This window comes from Pantoea sp. BJ2 (assembly GCF_040255075.1).
GTDB lineage: Bacteria > Pseudomonadota > Gammaproteobacteria > Enterobacterales > Enterobacteriaceae > Pantoea > Pantoea leporis.
In genome coordinates, this window is the sequence record NZ_CP158293.1 from 320,016 (window position 1) to 338,027 (window position 18,012).

The following is an 18,012-nucleotide window of genomic DNA, read 5'->3' on the forward strand; positions in this document are numbered from 1 at the left end:
GGAGTTGTAATGCGTAATGAACCACAACGTTTAACCGTGGTGCCGGCGCGATATCCGGCACGTACCGTCGGCGCGATTGTCGCGTTGTTTATTCTGGCCAGCGTGATTGATTCGGTTGCGTTCAATCCGCGCTGGGAATGGGGCGTGTTCGCCAAATGGTTTTTTGATCCGGTTATCCTCAGCGGTTTGGGGCAAACGCTGCTGCTGACGCTGTTTGGCACCATACTCAGCCTGATTTTTGGCGGTTTGCTGGCGCTGGCGCGTCTCTCGTCATCCTGGCTGCTGAGTACGCTGGCGTTTGGCTATATCTGGCTGTTCCGCTCGCTGCCGCTGATCGTGGTGCTGATCATCCTCTACAACTTCTCCTATCTGTACGACACGTTGTCGCTCGGCATTCCGTTTACCGCGCTGTCGTGGGGCCATTTCCAGACCATCAACGTGCTCGGCCAGTTCCCGGCGGCGGTGATTGGTTTGACGCTGGTGCAGAGCGCTTATAGTGCTGAGATCATTCGCGGCGGCTTTTTGGGTGTCGATCACGGCCAGTTTGAAGCGGCTTCGGCGCTGGGATTATCCTCCACGCGCCGTACCTTCCGCATCATTCTGCCCCAGGCGCTGCGCGCGATTATTCCTACCACTTTTAATGAAATCATTAGCCTCGCCAAAGGCACCTCGATGGTTTACGTGCTGGCGATGCCGGAACTGTTTTACACCATTCAGATGATCTACAACCGCACGCAGCAGGTGATTCCGCTGCTGATGGTCGGCGCGGCCTGGTATCTGATTATCACCACCGTTTTGTCACTGCTGCAGCACAGCGTTGAGCGCTGGCTGGCGCGCAGTGTCACCCGTGAACCGCAGCCGTCGCGCTGGCGTCAATGGCGTAACCGCAGCGCCAAACCTGCAACCGAGGAGCTTTCCCATGTCCGAAGCCATTGATTACCGCAATCTGCATACCGCTGGCGCCATTAGCATTACCGGCGTGAGCAAGTCGTTCGGCAAACTGAAAGCGCTGGATGATGTGTCACTGGAGCTGGAACCGGGATCGGTGACGGTGATTCTCGGGCCGTCTGGCTCGGGCAAATCGACGCTGCTGCGCACCATTAACCATCTGGAGCGCGTTGATGAAGGCTATATCCAGATCGATGGTGATTACATCGGTTATCAGCGTCGCGGCGACAAGCTGTATGAGCTGAAAGAGCAGGCAATTCTGCGTCAGCGCATCAACGTTGGCTACGTGTTCCAGAACTTCAATCTGTTCCCGCATCTGACAGTGCTGGAGAATCTAATTGAAGCGCCGATTGCGCATCGTCAACTGTCACGCCGTGAAGCGATTGATCGTGCGGGTGAATTGCTGGATGTGGTTGGCCTGCGTCACAAAGCCGATGCCTGGCCGCGCCATTTGTCGGGCGGCCAGCAGCAGCGTATCGCGATTGCGCGTGCCTTGATGCTCAATCCGCGCGTGATGCTGTTTGATGAACCGACGTCAGCGCTCGATCCCGAGTTGGTGGGTGAAGTGCTGGATGTGATCAAAAAGCTGGCGCGTTCCGGCACCACGCTGGTGATTGTCACGCACGAAGTCGGTTTTGCGCGTGAAGTGGCGGACAACGTGGTGTTTATGGTCGATGGACGCATTGTTGAGCAGGGCAGCAGTAATCAGGTACTGAATCAGCCGCGCCACGAGCGCACCAAACGTTTTCTGGCGCGGGTACTTTAATGGAAAGAGTGATTATTGCGGCGTTGTTGACAGTGATGTCAGGCGCGCCAGCCATCGCAGCAGAAACGCTGGATGCCAAAAACAACGAAACGCCGATCAATATAGCCGCGAATCCCCAGGCTATCGCGAAGATTCCGGCGGGTTTTCACTTTGTGAATCCGGGTTATTTGACCGTCGCCACCACGGCGATGAACTCGCCGCCGATCGGTTTATGGGCGTCGGATAATAAAACGCTAATCGGCAGCGATCCGGATATTGCGCGTCTGCTGGCGGACAGTTTGGGTTTAAAGCTGAAGCTGGTGCCAGCCGCCTGGGAAGATTGGCCGCTGGGTATTACCGCTGGACGGTATGACGTGGCGATGTTCAATATTGCCGTCACCGAAGAGCGCAAAAAGAAGTTCGATTTCGCCACTTATCGCGCGGATAATCACGCCTTTGCGGTGAAAACCAACAGCGCGATAACCGCGATTAAGGGCCGCGAAGATGTGGCGGGTAAGCGCATCATTGTGGGTTCGGGCACCAATCAGGAGCGGATTTTACTCAGCTGGGATGAGAAGAACCGCGCGCAGGGCTTAGCGCCGGTGCAGCCGATCTATCTCAACGATGATGCGGCGGCCACGCTGGCGCTGCTTTCGGGACGTGCGGATGCAACGTTTGGCCCTCAATCATTGGCAGCATGGAAAGTCGCTTCGCGCGGGCAGACCAAAATCGTCGGTCACGGCCCGTTCCGCGCTTGGGTAGCGGTGACCACTAAAAAAGGTAATGGATTGGATGTGGCACTGCAGCAGGCGATCAATGGCGCAATTGCCAGCGGCAAGTACAAACAAGTATTGGCACGCTGGGGCGAACAGGAAGAGGCGGTGGAAACCTCGCAGGTAAATCCGCCGGGGATTGTTTACCAGTAATTTTCTGTTCTGCTTAATTTTGCGAGAAAGCTCACGATGTGAAAGTTGTGAGCTTTTTTTTATTTCATTGGGTTTTAGGTCGGCTCACATTAAATTGTCGGTAGATTGTTACTTGCTCAGTTGATTGATTATCTTCTTTGTTTTTTTGACAGTTATTTTTATTTTCTTATTCAAACCACTAATGTTTGTGAAAAAAACCGGTGTTAAGATGTTCAGGGTTTTGGGCGAGTGCGGTGCTTAACGTTTACCCTTGCAAAAGGGAGTTTGATTATATGGCCTACCGTCAACCTGCATTACCCAATCAAAAATGGAAACGATTGGGGTGAAATAATGTTAGCTGAACCGTTAAATAAAAGTGTTATCAATTATGCGTGCCGTCAACGTAAATGCAAACAAGGCGGACAACCACCGAGCGGAGGTAAAGGAATGCAAGAGCGTGTTAAAAGTCTGGAAGACAATGTTACCGTATTGGTTTCTGACGTAGCGGTGATTAAGTCAAACTATGCCACGAAACAGGATGTCGAAGCGGTCAAAGCGGATGTGGCGGTAATCAAGTCAAATTATGCGACTAAAGAGGATGTGGCTGCCGTGAAAGCGGATGTAGCGGTGATCAAGTCTAATTACGCTACCAGGGAGGATGTTGCGGCGATAAAGGTCGATTTATATAAAGCAATGATTACACAAACCAAATGGATGGTGACTACCCAATTTGTAACCTTAGGAGCGGGTCTTTCACTTGCGAAACTGCTGTTTTAGTTAAGATGCCGTGTGCCGGTCGCCATAAATGGCGACCCGGCAAAACAGCAGATTATATTTTGGCTTTTTTGATCCATACCTGCGCATCTGCGGGCGGCAGCGGGCGGGCGAAATGGTAGCCCTGAAACAGATGACAGCCTTTATCGCGCAGGTAGGTGAAATACTCCTCACTCTCGATGCCTTCAGCCAGCACATTCAGACCCATTTCACGCGATAACTCGATGGTTTTCTGCACCACAATCGCCGATGACTCATTTTTAAAAATCTGCATGATTAATGATTTATCAATCTTAATATCATCAATGGCAAAATCACTGATCGATTTAAGCGATGAATAGCCGACGCCAAAGTCATCAATCGCCCATTTAACACCTAATTGGCTAAAATGGCTGATTACGTCGCCAATACGCTTCTGGTCGTAGACAAAGGTGGTTTCAGTAATTTCAAACTTGAGGCGTTCGGGGCGGATTTTATAATGTGACAGCGATAACAAGGTATCCTGGGTGAAATCGCGGTGTATTAACTGCAGCGGACTGATGTTAACAGAAAACACCAAATCACTAAGGTGCTGACCGCGATCCCATTCGGCGATTTGCTGTAAGGTGTGTTCCATCACCCACTTGCCAATGTCGATAATCAAGCCACTTTTTTCGGCCACTGGAATAAACACTTCGGGTGAGATAAAGCCTTTAACAGGATGCTTCCAGCGCAGCAGGGCTTCAAATCCAATCAGCTTTTTATTGCTGTCGACTTGTGGCTGGTAATAGAGCTCCAGCTGATTCTTTTCGATGGCTTGTGAAAGTTCGCGTTTGATCAAATCGGTTTCGGAGTAGTTGCCGCGCAGCGTGAATGCCGTCAACAACAGCGCGATCATTGGCACTGCACAATTGACGATATAAAAGCCGGATTCATGCGGAATATTGAGCTGAAACGCGCTATGTTGCCAGGTTAATCCGGTCGAGATAAAAAACAGATAAACCACCAGGCAGATTAACGGGAATATTTTACTTAAGTAAGGTGTTTGCTGGCGTAATACCAATGCTGAGCCGACGGTTAACGCCACCAGATAATTGTACTCTGAGTGTTTTTCTACTCTGTGGTCATTATCCAGCAGAAACAACAGCATTATGATCAGTAACAAAGCATGCACGATGATGTAGAGATGTTTGTTCAGCTTGTCACGGAATGCCGCAATGACAATATAAAATCCCATCGCGGTGCTCAGGCAATATAAGGCGGAAACACCATTTTCTCCCTTAATGAAATTCGTCGCTACCATATAAAAACCCGCCAGGATGCTGGAAAATCCAGCAATGAGCAGAGTTAAGCGCAATTTTTTTTCTGGGTTATCACCCTGCAAAATGAAGGGTAAATCTTTTAGCATGGAATATCTGGAGCTAAAATAAGAAATCATCTGAGGTTCTCATTTTTACTGTCATATTTATTAAATTGAATCGCATAATTATTCTAGATTCTTGCATCGATAAAGTCATAATTTTGTTTTCTCCTATCAGAGATTGTTCCTACCCAGTGCCCGGTAGGCGCGCTAGAATCAACGACCAACGGAAAGGCTTTTACAGAGCTTAAACTCACCTTCAACATACTGATTGCAATGAAAATACGATTCCTGTCTGCCAATGAACTAAAGCTGGCCGAGGTGCGTACCATCCTTGAGCCGGTCGGTGTCGAAGTGCTGCCCATCGCACGCCGTATTGAAGAGATTCAGACTGAAAATGAGGTTGAACTGGTGCGCGACAAGCTCACCAAAGCGTTCTCTATTATTGGTCGTCCACTGTTTGTCGAACACACCGGGCTCTATCTGGATGGCCTGAACGGCTTACCGGCCGGATTGACGCGCATCTTCTGGAGCCGCCTGAATGCCGAGCGCTTCACCAAACTGGTGAACGGTTTAGATAGCGCCTGCGTCACGGCAAAAACCGTGCTTGGCTATTGCGATGGGCAAAAAATGTATCAGTTCGAAGGCGAACTGCGCGGCACCATCGCCACCGAGCCTGCTGGTCCACGCGAATTTCAATGGGACTGCGTGTTTATCCCGGAAGGGCACACGCAAACTTTCGCCGAAATGGGCGAGCTGAAAAATGAGATTTCGATGCGTCGCCTGGCGCTGGATCGCTTCGCAACCTTTTTGAAAACATCGCGGGGATTGGCATGAAACCCGAGCTAAAACGCGCCTATGACACCGGTAAACTGATCCTGTTCGCCGGTGCAGGCATTTCACGCAATCTTGGCCTGCCGGAATGGCATGAGCTGATTGCGCACCTGGCTAAAGAGCTGGGCTACGACCCAAAAATCTTCAATACCTACGGCACGCATCTGTCGCTGGCGGAGTATTACAAGCAGCGTAAAGGCTCCCTGGGACCGCTGCGCAGCTGGATGGATCGCGAATGGCATCGCCCGGATATTGACGTGCGCAGTTCTGAAATCCATACCATGATCACCCAAGGCAATTTCTCACGCATCTACACCACCAATTACGATCGCTGGCTTGAAATGGCGCATGAGGCGCACAACGTGCCTTACAGTAAAGTAGCGAACGCGGCAGATTTGGTGTCGTTGACTGAAGATAAGCGCCACATCATCAAACTGCATGGTGATTTCGACGACGATACGTCAATTGTGCTGGATGAAAGCAGCTACTTTGAACGCCTCTATTTTGATTCGCCGCTGGATATCAAACTCACGCACGACGTCATGGGCAACTCGGTATTGTTTGTGGGCTACAGCATCAGCGATTTCAATATTCGTCTGTTATTCTACCGCCTGACAAAAATGTGGGGCCGAACCGGCTTGGCCACCGCGCGTCCTAAATCGTACCTGTTCACCAACCGCAATAACCCGGTGGCAAAAGAGGTATTAGGGCAGTGGGGCATTGAGATGATCGTCTCGGAAGAGGACGATCCGCGCAAAGCGTTGGCGCTATTCCTGGAAGAATTACTGGCTTAACAGCAGAAAGTCATTGCCTGGAAAAGTTTGATCAGAATATACTGTATATAAATACAGTTAATCGAGGTGCATCATGGCAGTCGAAACCAAATATGTTGTAGTCAGAAAGGGTGAAGAAAAGATGACGTTTGCCAATAAAAAAGACGCGGATGCCTGGGACAAAATGCTCGATATGGCAGACGCCTTTACCGATTGGCTACAGCAACATCAGCCAGATTTGGGTGAAGCGCAGGCCGAAGCATTGGGTCTGCTGTTGGCTGAACAGAAAGACGCGGTGCAGCATATCCTGCGCACCAGCAAGCTGCCGGATATTGTAAAGGCAGAAGAGGTTGCGCAAGCGCCTGAAGCCGCTGCGGAAACCGAGAGCGAAGCGGGAGCGGTAGCGCCGGAAAAGAAAGTCCGCGCGGTTAAAGCGGCGTAAGCCGTTTTGTCAGGTGCGCATTGATGCGCACCTGGTTACCCATCAACGCTTAATCTGGTAGCGCGTGCTGCGCCCGCCGCCGGGTAATTTCTCCAGACAACCTTTCGCCAGCAGTTCTGTCAGATGTCGCGTCGCCGTGGCTTTACTCACTTTCGCCACCTTCTGATACTGGCCGGCGCTTATGCCTGCGTTAAATCCCTGTTCACCGCCATCCAGTAAGCGATTCAGCACGCGGGTTTGCTCCGCACTTAGCTCAGCAGCATTGTGCATTAACCAGAAGCGCGCTTTGTTTTGCGTGCGCGTAACGGTTTCCAGCGCGCGCTCAAGGCTGTCATTCAGCACATCACAAAACCACAGCAGCCAATCTGTGACGTCCAGCGCACCGCGCTGCGTCTGCTGCAGGATGCGGTAATAATCGGCACGTTGCGCCAGAATCGATGCGGACATGGCATACAAACGAATGCTTTGGCTATCCGCCTGCGCCAGCGCCAAATCGGTCAGGGCGCGGGTGATGCGTCCATTACCGTCATCAAACGGGTGCAGCGTAACGAACCACAGATGGCACAGCGCGGCGCGCAACAGCGGGTCGAGCAGCGGATCCGCGCGGCTGTGATTAAACCACGCGATAAATTCTTCAAGCTGTACCTCCAGCCCGGCGCGCGGCGGCGCTTCGAAATGTACCGTTGGCCGATCGATACGCCCCGAAACGACCTGCATCGGTTCATCGCCGCGCAACGTGCCAACATTTAGTCGCTTAATGGTCCATTCGCTTGCGGGGAATAACCAGCGATGCCACTGACATAAACGCGCCAACGTGAGTTCCTGATCGCGTTGCGTGATGGCATCCATCATCATGGTTGCCAAACCTTCGGAACGTTCGGAAACCGGGTAAGGCTGATCGAGCGAAACGCCTAAACGGCGGGCAAGGGACGATCGTACCGACTGCGCGTTGACGCGCTCATCTTCAATCGCTGAGGAAGAGAGGATATTGCTGAGCAACGTATCCAGCGTTTGTTGATCGCTGTTATCTTGCACGCTGGCGCGGCCCAGCAAGACGCCGCGCTGCTGCTGCAGCTGGCGCAGGCGCGGCAGTAATTTCTCTTCCTGCCAGCGAAACTGCGGCCAATCGGGCTGCTGCCAAATCCACATCATAAAGTCACTCCTGAATCGCATGAGCTGAATAGAACGGCTATTCGGCTCACATGGTGAGCTGAATAATAGTCTGTAATCGGCTCATTGACCAGCTGAGCTTGCAGGCATCTGGCGCTGAGCTAATGTCGGTGACCATCAATGGCAATCCACCGGAGTTTGGTACCTTGCCATCAAGTTCTACCGCCGCGCGCCGATAGAGTGTTCAAAGGGATGTACGCGCACAGGGAGTGGTTCTGAATACCGAAAAGTGTCAACTCCAGGAGCGCCATAATGGCCAAACACGCATCACCTAAGAAAACAATGAGCACCCGCACGCAGATGCTGCTGACGGGCGCCTTAACCATCACACTCGGCTTTGCTGTAACCATCGGCGTGCTGAGCTGGCAATCCAGTAACGAACAAAAGTCGCTGGCCGAAAGCTATCTACAGCAGATTGCACAAAGCCAGGCGCTGCAAATTCAGCATGAACTTAGCTACGCGCGCGATGTGGCGCATAACCTCGGCCACAGCTTGATCGCATTGCCAGCGGCGGGCATTCAGGACCGTAAAGTTGCTGATAAGCTGATGGAATCGGCGCTGCGCGATAATCCCGATTACCTGTCGATCTCAGTGATCTTCGAAGAGAATGCCTTCGACGGACGTGACGCGGAGTTCGCCACCCAAGCCAATGCGGCACCGAAAGGTCGCTACGCCTTCTTCGTCGATCGCGATCAAACCGGCAATTTTAACCTGCATCCGCTGACCTCGATCTTCACGCCAGGTCAGGGCGATTACTATCTGCTGCCGCAAAAAAGTCAGAAAGATATGCTGATTGAACCTTACAGCTACGCCTACAACGGCGTGCCGACGCTGCTGACTTCGGTAGCGGCGCCGATTGTGAGTCAGGGCAAACTGTGGGGCGTGGTGACGTCCGATATTTCGCTGGCGTCGCTGCAGGAAAAGGTCAACAAAATCAAACCGTGGGAAGGCAGCGGCTATGCGATGTTGCTCTCCAGCGCGGGTAATGTGGTTTCCTATCCGGATAAAAGCCAGACCAGCAAGCCGTGGAAAGGTGATACCCATAACTTCAGCAGCAGCGTGATGGAACATCATGATGCGTTGCTGGGTGAAGATGCGCTGGTAACCTGGCAGCCGGTGGTGATTGGTAACAGCGATCAGAAATGGTATCTCGGCGTGGTTGCGCCGGTCAGCCAGGTGATGGCGGCGGCGCATCGTCAACTGATTAACGCAGTGATCCTGATGATCATCAGCATTCTGGTGGTGTGTACGCTGCTTGGCATGCTGTTCAGCCGCAAAGTGCTGAAGCCGATTGGTGGCGAACCGCTGGAAGCCGCGACCATCGCGCTGGCCGTCGCCGATGGCAAACTCGATAACGTCATCACGTTGAAAGGGCGCGATAACAGCAGCTTGTTCTATGCGCTGCATACCATGCAAAACCAGCTGCGCGATATCGTGGGACAGATTCAGGATGCCAGTTCGTCGGTGCGTCAGGGCGCGGGTGAAATCGCCAGCGGCAACCTTAATCTCGCCTCGCGTACCGAGCAGCAAGCTGCCGCCCTAGAGCAAACCGCCGCCAGCATGGAGCAGATCACTGCCACGGTGAAACACAACGCTACCAACGCGCATCAGGCGACAACGCTCACTGACAACGCCACGCACATTGCCAGCCGTGGTGAAACGCTGGTGGGCGAAGTGGTGCAAACCATGGCGCAAATTGACGACAGCGCGAAGAAAATTGGTGACATCACCGCCATCATCAATAGCATCGCCTTCCAGACCAATATTCTGGCGCTGAACGCCGCAGTAGAAGCGGCGCGTGCCGGAGAACAAGGACGCGGCTTTGCCGTGGTGGCGTCGGAAGTCCGTAATCTGGCCCAACGCAGCGCCAATGCGGTGAAAGATATCGGCGCGCTAATTGAAGAATCCACGCAGCGCGTCGGCAGCGGCGTGCAGCTGGTGCAGGATGCGGGCAAGACCATGCAGGAGATGACGCAGGCGGTGAATTCGGTGCGCACCATTATCGGTGAAATTGTGATCGCTTCCGATGAGCAGGCGCGCGGCATCAGTCAGGTGACCATCGCGGTGAACGAGATGGACAGCACCACGCAGCAGAACGCCGCGCTGGTGCAGGAGATGTCTGCCGCCGCCAGTTCGCTGGAAGATCAGGCCTCGCAGCTGGCGAACACCGTTGGGCGTTTCCAGCTGAGTTAATTGAGCCTTAGCTAAGAACGCGCTGAGCGTGGCACGCCGTTTTTCTCTGAATAACGGCTGCCTATCCACCAGGTGATCAGCGCCGCCAGGGCGATTGCGCCCAGCACGGCAAACGCACTGCGATAGGAATAGGCTGCGGCAATGTTTCCCGCCAGCGCGGGACTCATTGCCGCGCCGACGCCCTGCATGAGCATGATAAAACCCTGACCCGCATTGGTATGTCCGCTGCCCTCAAGCACCTTCACGATATAACCCGGCACCGCCACGCCCAGCAGACCCGCCGCTACGCCATCCAGAATCTGTACCGGAATCATGAAATAAGCGCCGTCAAAAGCGGAGGCAATCAACGCACGTAACGGCAGCACCAGCAGCGCCGCCGTGATCAGCACGGGATAGCCAAAACGCGGTGCGTGACGTGCAGCATACAGCGCCATGGGAATCATCACACATTGTGAAATAACCACCGTGGCGGCAGCATAAAGTCCGGGGCTGATGGCTGCATTGTGCGCTGCCGCCACCCGCAGGCTCAGCATAGGTAATAGCGCGGCATTGCCAAGATGAAAGAGTAACAGCGTAACTCCTGTGATAATGACGGCAGGATTACGGGCAATCTGATAAAGACGCGGGACGTTGCTGGCCGATTCGCTGCCAGAAAGCCCGCGCGCGGCAAGGTTATCGATGTCGTTATGGCGAATAGCCAGCACGGCTGCACCTGCGCACAGCGCCATCGTCGTCATGAGTACAAACACCGCACCCGTGCCCCACAACCACACTGAAGCACCCGCAATAATGGCGGCTGTCATATTTCCGCCGTGGTTGAAGGCTTCATTTCTCCCCATTTGATGGCTGAATCCTTGCGGACCGGCCAGGCCAAGGGTAATACCCGTCAACATCGGCGCGATGAGCGCGGCGGAAAGGCCAGTCACAATCTGCGATAAAACCACGATCCATCCCTGATGGAAATACCACAGCAGCAAGGTGGATAGGGTGATCAGGAGTGAACCGATGAGCAGCAACGATCGTTTATGGCGAGTAGCGTCTGTGGCTAAACCCGCCGGCAGGGTGGCAACCAGACCTGCAAGGCCACCGGCGGTCATCACCCAGCCAATATCTCCTGCATTCCAGTGGCGTTCTGTCAGAAATATGCCGAGAAAAGGCCCAAGACCATCTCGTACGTCAGCCATAAAAAAGTTAACCAGACACAGAGCCTGAAGCGAACGCAGTGGCATAGGAATCCTTAGCAAGTAATCGGAACGGGACGAACGTAATCATGGCAGGAAAACGGCAATTTTCCTGCTGTGATGGGCGTTAATTATGTTGCCGGGTACCAAACCGCTGCCGATACTGGCCGGGCGTGACGCCGGTGAGTTTGCGGAAAATTTTGCGGAAAGCGGAAGGGTCGCTGTAGCCGATCTCCCAGGCGATCTGATCGACCGAACGATTACTCAGCTCCAGCGCGTCGCGCGCTTTCATAATGCGTACCTGCTGCAAATAATCCGTTGGCCGCAGGCCGGTCGCTTTCTGGAAATGGCGCAGAAAAGTACGTGGCGTCATGCTTGCCAGCGCCGACATGCTCTCAATGCTGTGCTGCTCGGCAACATGGGCATGAAGATGATGCTGCGCGCGCAGAATCTGGCTATCACCGTGATCGAAATTGGGGATAAATGCCGAATAGGTGCTTTGCTCGCGTCGCGGCGGGTCGATCAATAAAAAGCGTGAGGTCGCCAGCATGGTGCCGGTGCCGAGCACTTTTTCGATCAGCGTTAAACCCAAATCCGTCCACGCCAAAATCCCACCGGCGGTAATAATGTCACCATCGTCAATCACCATATTTTCCACCGCGACGTCTACCGCAGGAAAACGCTCCGACAGCGTCTGCGCAAAGGCCCAGTGCGTGGTGGCGCGACGGTGATCGATCAGTCCGGTTTCGGCCAGCACAAAGGCACCGGCGCACACCGAACATAGCGTTACGCCTGCGTCATAAAGCTCACTCATCCAGTCGGCGGGCACCTTCATTGGCACCATTTTCGCTGGCACCACCAGACTTGGCGGCGCAATCACGTGGCTCAGGCGATGTGCTGTATCGGGATGGCTATCCCAGACGCAAACCATGTGATCGCTGTGCGCATCAATCTGCCAATGTGAGACACGAATCGTCCGCTTGCGCTCTTCACCCGATATATTCTCGGCCCATTCCGCAGCAATCCTGAACATATCGGTTAAGCCATATATCGCCGCGAGTTGGCAATCGGGATAGATCACCAAGCCAATCTCCGCGACAACGCTGCTTTCGTCAGTTTTAATCATTTGTCAGTTACGGCCCTTAATGTGTCATATTTGACAATATTAGCCGCTGCCGCTTTCCATAACAATAAGCCCATCGAACGCAGACAATCACATACAGAGGACTTACTCATGAGCAACGGCATCATCACCACCCAAGACGGCACCAAAATCTTTTACAAAGACTGGGGCCCAAAAAACGCCCAACCGGTAGTGTTTCACCACGGCTGGCCGTTAAGCGCCGATGACTGGGATAACCAAATGTTGTTCTTCCTGGCACAAGGTTATCGCGTTATCGCCCACGACCGTCGCGGCCACGGACGTTCCGACCAAACCGCTAGCGGCAACGATATGACCACTTACGCCGCTGACGTGGCAGAACTGGCCAAAGCGCTTGACCTGCGCAACGCCATCCATATCGGTCACTCTACCGGTGGCGGCGAAGTGGCGCGTTATGTGGCGCATGCCGAAAAAGGTCGCGTGGCGAAAGCAGTGTTGATGGGCGCCGTGCCACCAATCATGTTGCAAACCGCCGCCAATCCTGAAGGTTTGCCAAAAGAGGTGTTTGACGGTTTCCGCTCGGCGCTAGCCGCTAACCGCGCGCAGTTCTTTATCGATGTGCCAGCGGGGCCGTTCTACGGCTTTAACCGTCCGGGTGCGAAAGTGAGCCAGGGTTTGATCGATAACTGGTGGCGTCAGGGCATGGCGGGCGGCGCTAAGGCGCAGTACGACTGTATCGCTGCGTTCTCGGAAACCGATTTTACCGAAGATTTAAAAGCGATCACGGTGCCGGTATTGGTGCTGCACGGGGAAGACGATCAGGTGGTGCCGATTAATGATTCGGCGCATAAGGCGATTAAGCTGCTGAAACAGGGCACGCTGAAAACCTACCCAGGCTTGTCGCACGGTATGTTCGCGACGCATCCTGAGCAGATTAATCCTGATTTGTTGGCGTTTGCGAAAGCGTAAATTACCGAGTTCACGAATCGTAGCGGCGCAATTATTTGCGCGATAAATCGCGCCGCTACAGCATGTGCAATGTATGTTTACGCTAAGCCACCGGTGTAATGCCGGTTTCCCGGCTGTTCTCAGCCGGGAAACCCTGCTTAGCACGCAGCGCAATTCCCAACGCGACCAACAGCAATAGCAGAATCGCCCACGGAAAAGATTGGGAGCCGACATGTTCCAGCAACATTCCGCCGGTCAAACCGCCGAGGGCGATAGCGCTGTTCCAGGTGACGACATTCATGGAGAGCGCGACATCGGCATATTCACCGGCGGCATCTGCCAGAGCCGTTTGCAGCAGCGTCGCGGCACCGCCGAAGGTGAGTCCCCAAACGGCTATGCCCGCATAGATCACGGCGGGTGTTGGCGTACTCAGACCAAAAATCACCGACACCGCAGCAAAGATGGAGAGTGACAGCAGCACCGCTTTGCGCAGATGCGTATCAATGATCTTGCCGGTAATGAATATTCCCCCCAATGCCGCCATACCAAAGATCAGCAGCACCACATCCACGCGATGCGCCAGACCGGCTGAAGCAAGGAACGGTGCAATGTAGGTATAGAGAATGTTATGCGCCAGCATCCAGGTCAGCACCACACCCAGCACGGCACCTACGCCGGGGAGGCGTAACACTGCGCCGAGCGGCATTTTTTGCGTAGCAGATTGGCCGGGATAGTTCGGCACGGCCAGCAAAATCCAGCCGATAAGAATGAGAGAGAGACCCGACATGGCGGCAAAAGTCAGACGCCATCCCAGCAACGAACCCATCCATGTGCCTGCCGGAACACCGAGTGAAAGAGCGATGGGCGTGCCCACCATGGCGAGCGCCAATGCGCGTCCCTGCAGCGATGGAACCACCATTCTTCGCGCATAGCCCGCAATCAGACTCCACGCCAAACCGGCTGACGCACCAGCAAAAAATCGCGCTATTAAGATGATGACAACGTCAGAAGAGACGGCGGTAAGAGTGTTAAATAGCAGAAATCCACACACGGTGCTCAGCAGCACAACCCGGCGCGACCAGCTTCGGGTCAGCAATGTGAGCGGAATCGCGGCCAGTAGCGAACCGGCTGCATAGGCGGTAACCCATTGACCGGCCAGCGAGGGGGAAATATTAAGCCCCTGACTGATTTGTGGCAGCAATCCGGCGGGTATGGTTTCAGTCAGGATGCAGATAAAACCTGCCATTGCGAGCGCCAAAAGCGCCAGGATTGGCAGCCGTTGGGCTTCTTCGTGCTTAAACGTTGAATTCATTATTTAGCCTGCTCTTGATTTGCAACAGCGCCGCGAAGCGCCATGGATATATGTATCGATCGGTATTTATATTGCGGAGGCGAGCTGTGCGTTGTCAATGAATTCTGTATCGATTAGTATAAATGGCGGAGGATGTGATGATGAGAACAGGCAGACCAAGACAATTTGACCGGGATGAAGCGGTGATCAAAGCGATGCACCTTTTTTGGGAAAACGGCTATGAATCAACCTCGCTGGCGCAGCTCAAAGCCTCGATAGGCAAAGGCATCACCGCGCCAAGCTTCTACGCCGCGTTTGGATCGAAAGAGGCACTCTTTGCTGAAGCCGTGAACTGTTATTTGCAAACCCATGCTCAGGTCACGGAAGCTTTGTGGGATACCCGCGTGCCCGCTCGCCAGGCGCTGGAAACCTCGCTGCTCAACTCCGCCAGAATGCAGTACGATCCTGCGCATCCGCGTGGATGCATGGTTGCGCTAAGCGTGATGTCTTCCTGTTCTGAGGAAAATCGCCACGTGCTTAAACCGCTTGAAGCATCGCGCATCCGCACCCGTGAAGGGATAAAGCATTGCGTTGAAAGAGGGATCGGCAGCGGTGAGTTGCGGGATGAGGAGGAGACGCTTTCGCTGGCGGTCAGCTTCAACAGTTTTATGCTGGGGATCTCAACGCTAGCGCGCGATGAAGTTCCTCTCCACGAAGTTGAGCGCGGAATCGCACAGATGATGAGATTGTGGGATGCCTCGCGGGCAATCCCACAATCTTAAGTGCGTTACGGTTTGCGCTGCAGCGTAATGCGGGTCAACTCTGAGGGGCGGCCCAAACGCACCGCCATGCCAGGCCACAGCGCGGTGCCGTTGTTGACGTAGAGTTGCATGCCGTCGACCTGATACAAACCCGACACGAAACCCGCGTTGGGTTTGGCAAATAGGCGATCAAAGCCAACAATCAGGCCGCCGTGCGTGTGGCCAGACAGCTGTAGATCAATGTTTTTCAGTGCGTTTTGCCGGGCGTTGCGCGGCTGGTGGTCGAGCAAGATCACCGGAGCGTCTTCCGGCGCACCGGCCAGCGCCAGTTCCAAATCGGGGCCAACTGCGCCACGTCGTGCTGCTGACGTATCCGGCATGCCGGCGATCACCAGCTCGGCGTTATCGCGTTTAATCACCGTATGGCGATTGAGTAACGGCTCCAGACCTAGCGACGCCAGATGTGCGGTCCAGCGCTCCTGCTCAAAGAAATATTCGTGATTGCCGGTGATGGCGAAAACGCCATCGCGGGCGTGTAATCCGCGCAGCGGTTCGACGTCCGCACGACGGTTCTGCAGCGTGCCGTCAATCACATCGCCGGTAACCAGAATCAAGTCAACGTCCAGCGTCATGGCTTTTTGCACCAGGGCGCGCGTCCATTTCTCATTAAAAAGTTTGGTGATGTGCATGTCCGTTAACTGCAACAGTTGATAGCCTTCGAATTCACGCGGAAGGTTGTCGATCTCGATGGTCACATCTTTGATGGGCGGAACGCGGATGGCCTGATAAACGCCAACCGTGGCAAGAATCAAGGTAAACGCCGCCGCCACATAACGCACCGCGGGCACGATTTCGAACGGATGGCGGAACAACAGTGAAACCAGCGCCACTCCATCAATCACAAACTGCGTCAGCGCGAGGAATAAAACGGCGCTGAAACCCCAGTTGAACAGGATGACGATGGCGCGCGGCATTTCCGGCGAGAACATGCTGCCAGAGGTAAAACGGCTCACCAGCAGATATTGCGAAGCCAGCAACACCAGCAGAGAAAGGATGATTTTTAACAGCAAGGGCATGGCTAACGGGAACAAAAATCGGGCGATCACATACCAGCTCGGTATGCTGAAAATCAGATGGAACATCACTCACTTCCCTGGTTTAAGGGCGCTGATTTAGCGCAAAAATTTATCCGCAAAGAACATTACTGACCGCACTGTTGATAAAACCGCATCATCGGGTGATGCCTTCAGCCAGCGTGGCCATCAGCAATGCCCGACGAGATTCGAGTTCACTAATTTGGCGTTCAATATCCGCCAGTCGCTTATATTGCACAGCCTGAGTTTCCGGGCAGAATGCTGCCCCTTCGATCATGCGCATACAATCCGGAAAAGAGCAGATTTCGGCAATGCTGAAACCGGTATTGATGAGCCGTTGAATCTGGCGCACCTGGGTTATCGCCTGTGGCGGGAAAAAACGGTATCCATTGCAGGCACGTGTTGAAGTTAGCAGATGATGGCGATCGTAATGACGAATGGCGCGCACGCTCACGCCTGTCTCTCTTGCCAGCTCTCCAATTGATAACTGCATAAGTGACTCCCCATAAAGCAGCTTGACTCTGACATCAGTGTCAGGGTTCAGGATAGCCGGGAATCATTCATTTAAGGAGATTTTTATGCTGTTACTGTTTAAACGCACACTGTTTAGCGGCGTTCTCATGCTCTTTTCTGCCACGCTGTTCGCCGCTGAGAAGCAGTACACCATTACCGCGCCAGATGGCGTGAAGCTGGCAGTGCAGGAATCAGGTAATCCTGATGGTTTACCTATTGTGTTTATTCATGGTTTGCTTGGCAGCCACTTAAACTGGGAAAAACAGATCAGTGATGCGCAGTTACAGCAACGCTATCGGCTGATTACATTCGATATGCGTGGTCACGGTTTATCCGACAAGCCTGAACAAGAATCAGCTTACCGCGATGGGAAACGCTGGGCCGACGATCTCCGCGCAGTAATTAATCAAAGCCATGCAAATAAGCCGTTATTAGTCGGATGGTCATTGGGCGGGGCGGTGATCACCAACTATCTGGCGGCCTATGGTGACGGTAATATCAGTGGCGCTATCTACGTCGACGGCGTGGTAGAGCTCAATCCCACGTTGATTCCGGCGCATGACGTATATGGCGCAATGACGGCAAGTGATTTGAAAACACATCTGGATGGCGAGCGGGCTTTTCTGCAGCTGTGTTTTTACCAGCAACCTGACCGCACCACCTTTGAACGCCTGCTGGCCAACGCCGCGCTGGCTGCGTGGCCCATGCAACGAGCGGTGCCCACCATGACCATTGCATTAGAAAAAGGAGTAAAAAATGTGCGTGTGCCGCTGCTGTTCATCTACGGTGAGCATGATGCATTGGTGAATCCTGCTGCATCTCTCGCCAGAGTAAAGCGTATCAATTCGCGCATTCAGACACAGATGTTTGCCGATTCTGGCCATGCGCCATTTATCGAAGAACCTGCGCGTTTTAATCGAACACTGGCAACGTTTGCTTCAGCTTTATAAAGTCTCAGGGCCGCCATCTTCGGCGGCCCTTATCCCGCGTCACTACGGA

The 18,012-nt window shown here is 53.7% G+C and carries 18 protein-coding genes; 11 read left to right on the forward strand and 7 right to left on the reverse strand.

Features of this window, described 5'->3' with window-relative positions; translation table 11 throughout:
- The first annotated feature begins 9 nt into the window (after positions 1 to 9).
- From AAF463_RS20970 to AAF463_RS20985, 4 genes are all read left to right on the forward strand, one after another.
- On the forward strand, positions 10 to 936 hold the full coding sequence (locus tag AAF463_RS20970) for an amino acid ABC transporter permease (protein WP_110868467.1): 927 nt from the start codon (positions 10 to 12) through the stop codon (positions 934 to 936).
- On the forward strand, positions 920 to 1,714 hold the full coding sequence (locus tag AAF463_RS20975; RefSeq protein WP_110868468.1) for an amino acid ABC transporter ATP-binding protein: 795 nt from the start codon (positions 920 to 922) through the stop codon (positions 1,712 to 1,714). Before AAF463_RS20970 ends, AAF463_RS20975 begins: the two co-directional genes overlap by 17 nt.
- Positions 1,714 to 2,619 (forward strand): ABC transporter substrate-binding protein, encoded by a 906-nt coding sequence (locus tag AAF463_RS20980; protein WP_350262398.1) that lies wholly within the window; start codon positions 1,714 to 1,716, stop codon positions 2,617 to 2,619. The genes AAF463_RS20975 and AAF463_RS20980 overlap by 1 nt, the downstream gene beginning before the upstream one ends.
- 330 nt (positions 2,620 to 2,949) lie before the next feature.
- The gene (locus AAF463_RS20985; protein ID WP_225608255.1) at positions 2,950 to 3,375 is read left to right on the forward strand and encodes a hypothetical protein; all 426 of its coding nucleotides are present in this window, start codon (positions 2,950 to 2,952) and stop codon (positions 3,373 to 3,375) included.
- Between the two features lie 52 nt (positions 3,376 to 3,427).
- Here the strand turns inward: AAF463_RS20985 and AAF463_RS20990 are convergent, their stop codons facing one another.
- Positions 3,428 to 4,588, reverse strand: a complete 1,161-nt coding sequence (locus AAF463_RS20990; RefSeq protein WP_225614485.1) for an EAL domain-containing protein — start codon at positions 4,586 to 4,588, stop codon at positions 3,428 to 3,430.
- A 399-nt stretch (positions 4,589 to 4,987) separates the two neighbouring features.
- Here AAF463_RS20990 and AAF463_RS20995 point away from each other — a divergent pair, with 399 nt between their 5' ends.
- The 3 genes from AAF463_RS20995 (at position 4,988) to AAF463_RS21005 (ending at position 6,760) form a co-directional block, all read left to right on the forward strand.
- Positions 4,988 to 5,548 (forward strand): non-canonical purine NTP pyrophosphatase, encoded by a 561-nt coding sequence (locus tag AAF463_RS20995; RefSeq protein WP_101761408.1) that lies wholly within the window; start codon positions 4,988 to 4,990, stop codon positions 5,546 to 5,548.
- A complete protein-coding gene (locus AAF463_RS21000; protein ID WP_110866976.1) occupies positions 5,545 to 6,339 on the forward strand; it encodes an SIR2 family protein in 795 nt (264 codons plus the stop codon). Before AAF463_RS20995 ends, AAF463_RS21000 begins: the two co-directional genes overlap by 4 nt.
- A 73-nt stretch (positions 6,340 to 6,412) precedes the next feature.
- The gene (locus AAF463_RS21005) at positions 6,413 to 6,760 is read left to right on the forward strand and encodes a YebG family protein (RefSeq protein WP_192235001.1); all 348 of its coding nucleotides are present in this window, start codon (positions 6,413 to 6,415) and stop codon (positions 6,758 to 6,760) included.
- A gap of 42 nt (positions 6,761 to 6,802) precedes the next feature.
- Here AAF463_RS21005 and AAF463_RS21010 read toward each other — a convergent pair whose 3' ends face one another.
- Positions 6,803 to 7,912: a Fic family protein gene (locus AAF463_RS21010; protein ID WP_350262399.1), complete on the reverse strand. Its 1,110-nt coding sequence runs from the start codon at positions 7,910 to 7,912 to the stop codon at positions 6,803 to 6,805.
- A 270-nt stretch (positions 7,913 to 8,182) separates the two neighbouring features.
- Between AAF463_RS21010 and AAF463_RS21015 the strand changes: the two genes are divergently transcribed.
- The gene (locus AAF463_RS21015) at positions 8,183 to 10,123 is read left to right on the forward strand and encodes a methyl-accepting chemotaxis protein (RefSeq protein ID WP_217548093.1); all 1,941 of its coding nucleotides are present in this window, start codon (positions 8,183 to 8,185) and stop codon (positions 10,121 to 10,123) included.
- An 11-nt stretch (positions 10,124 to 10,134) separates the two neighbouring features.
- On the opposite strand, the gene AAF463_RS21020 is transcribed toward AAF463_RS21015, so the two are convergent.
- Both AAF463_RS21020 and AAF463_RS21025 read right to left on the reverse strand, forming a co-directional pair.
- Entirely contained in the window at positions 10,135 to 11,352 is a 1,218-nt protein-coding gene (locus AAF463_RS21020; RefSeq protein ID WP_101761412.1) for an MFS transporter, read from the reverse strand.
- Positions 11,353 to 11,431: 79 nt separating this feature from the next.
- The gene (locus tag AAF463_RS21025; RefSeq protein ID WP_233501722.1) at positions 11,432 to 12,430 is read right to left on the reverse strand and encodes a GlxA family transcriptional regulator; all 999 of its coding nucleotides are present in this window, start codon (positions 12,428 to 12,430) and stop codon (positions 11,432 to 11,434) included.
- Positions 12,431 to 12,538: 108 nt separating this feature from the next.
- Here AAF463_RS21025 and AAF463_RS21030 point away from each other — a divergent pair, with 108 nt between their 5' ends.
- Positions 12,539 to 13,375 carry an alpha/beta hydrolase gene (locus AAF463_RS21030; RefSeq protein ID WP_137386960.1) on the forward strand — a complete coding sequence of 279 codons (837 nt, stop codon included), beginning with the start codon at positions 12,539 to 12,541 and terminating at the stop codon, positions 13,373 to 13,375.
- A gap of 82 nt (positions 13,376 to 13,457) precedes the next feature.
- Here AAF463_RS21030 and AAF463_RS21035 read toward each other — a convergent pair whose 3' ends face one another.
- Entirely contained in the window at positions 13,458 to 14,666 is a 1,209-nt protein-coding gene (locus AAF463_RS21035; RefSeq protein ID WP_350262400.1) for an MFS transporter, read from the reverse strand.
- A 137-nt stretch (positions 14,667 to 14,803) separates the two neighbouring features.
- Between AAF463_RS21035 and AAF463_RS21040 the strand changes: the two genes are divergently transcribed.
- Positions 14,804 to 15,427 (forward strand): TetR/AcrR family transcriptional regulator, encoded by a 624-nt coding sequence (locus AAF463_RS21040; protein ID WP_350262448.1) that lies wholly within the window; start codon positions 14,804 to 14,806, stop codon positions 15,425 to 15,427.
- A 5-nt stretch (positions 15,428 to 15,432) separates the two neighbouring features.
- Here the strand turns inward: AAF463_RS21040 and AAF463_RS21045 are convergent, their stop codons facing one another.
- Both AAF463_RS21045 and AAF463_RS21050 read right to left on the reverse strand, forming a co-directional pair.
- The gene (locus AAF463_RS21045; RefSeq protein WP_350262401.1) at positions 15,433 to 16,548 is read right to left on the reverse strand and encodes a metallophosphoesterase; all 1,116 of its coding nucleotides are present in this window, start codon (positions 16,546 to 16,548) and stop codon (positions 15,433 to 15,435) included.
- A gap of 88 nt (positions 16,549 to 16,636) precedes the next feature.
- Positions 16,637 to 16,993 carry a MerR family transcriptional regulator gene (locus tag AAF463_RS21050; protein WP_110866970.1) on the reverse strand — a complete coding sequence of 119 codons (357 nt, stop codon included), beginning with the start codon at positions 16,991 to 16,993 and terminating at the stop codon, positions 16,637 to 16,639.
- 127 nt (positions 16,994 to 17,120) lie between these two features.
- Between AAF463_RS21050 and AAF463_RS21055 the strand changes: the two genes are divergently transcribed.
- Complete coding sequence (locus AAF463_RS21055; RefSeq protein ID WP_350262449.1) at positions 17,121 to 17,963, forward strand: alpha/beta hydrolase; 843 nt, start codon at positions 17,121 to 17,123, stop codon at positions 17,961 to 17,963.
- Positions 17,964 to 18,012: the final 49 nt, after the last annotated feature.

Bases quoted from the DNA above. Each gene is read 5' to 3' on its own strand.
- AAF463_RS20970 (WP_110868467.1), top strand. From the start codon at position 10: ATGCGTAATGAACCACAACGTTTAACCGTGGTGCCGGCGCGATATCCG.
- AAF463_RS20975 (WP_110868468.1), top strand. From the start codon at position 920: ATGTCCGAAGCCATTGATTACCGCAATCTGCATACCGCTGGCGCCATT.
- AAF463_RS20980 (WP_350262398.1), top strand. From the start codon at position 1,714: ATGGAAAGAGTGATTATTGCGGCGTTGTTGACAGTGATGTCAGGCGCG.
- AAF463_RS20985 (WP_225608255.1), top strand. From the start codon at position 2,950: ATGTTAGCTGAACCGTTAAATAAAAGTGTTATCAATTATGCGTGCCGT.
- AAF463_RS20990 (WP_225614485.1), bottom strand. From the start codon at position 4,588: ATGGGATTTTATATTGTCATTGCGGCATTCCGTGACAAGCTGAACAAA.
- AAF463_RS20995 (WP_101761408.1), top strand. From the start codon at position 4,988: ATGAAAATACGATTCCTGTCTGCCAATGAACTAAAGCTGGCCGAGGTG.
- AAF463_RS21000 (WP_110866976.1), top strand. From the start codon at position 5,545: ATGAAACCCGAGCTAAAACGCGCCTATGACACCGGTAAACTGATCCTG.
- AAF463_RS21005 (WP_192235001.1), top strand. From the start codon at position 6,413: ATGGCAGTCGAAACCAAATATGTTGTAGTCAGAAAGGGTGAAGAAAAG.
- AAF463_RS21010 (WP_350262399.1), bottom strand. From the start codon at position 7,912: ATGATGTGGATTTGGCAGCAGCCCGATTGGCCGCAGTTTCGCTGGCAG.
- AAF463_RS21015 (WP_217548093.1), top strand. From the start codon at position 8,183: ATGGCCAAACACGCATCACCTAAGAAAACAATGAGCACCCGCACGCAG.
- AAF463_RS21020 (WP_101761412.1), bottom strand. From the start codon at position 11,352: ATGCCACTGCGTTCGCTTCAGGCTCTGTGTCTGGTTAACTTTTTTATG.
- AAF463_RS21025 (WP_233501722.1), bottom strand. From the start codon at position 12,430: ATGATTAAAACTGACGAAAGCAGCGTTGTCGCGGAGATTGGCTTGGTG.
- AAF463_RS21030 (WP_137386960.1), top strand. From the start codon at position 12,539: ATGAGCAACGGCATCATCACCACCCAAGACGGCACCAAAATCTTTTAC.
- AAF463_RS21035 (WP_350262400.1), bottom strand. From the start codon at position 14,666: ATGAATTCAACGTTTAAGCACGAAGAAGCCCAACGGCTGCCAATCCTG.
- AAF463_RS21040 (WP_350262448.1), top strand. From the start codon at position 14,804: ATGATGAGAACAGGCAGACCAAGACAATTTGACCGGGATGAAGCGGTG.
- AAF463_RS21045 (WP_350262401.1), bottom strand. From the start codon at position 16,548: ATGTTCCATCTGATTTTCAGCATACCGAGCTGGTATGTGATCGCCCGA.
- AAF463_RS21050 (WP_110866970.1), bottom strand. From the start codon at position 16,993: ATGCAGTTATCAATTGGAGAGCTGGCAAGAGAGACAGGCGTGAGCGTG.
- AAF463_RS21055 (WP_350262449.1), top strand. From the start codon at position 17,121: ATGCTCTTTTCTGCCACGCTGTTCGCCGCTGAGAAGCAGTACACCATT.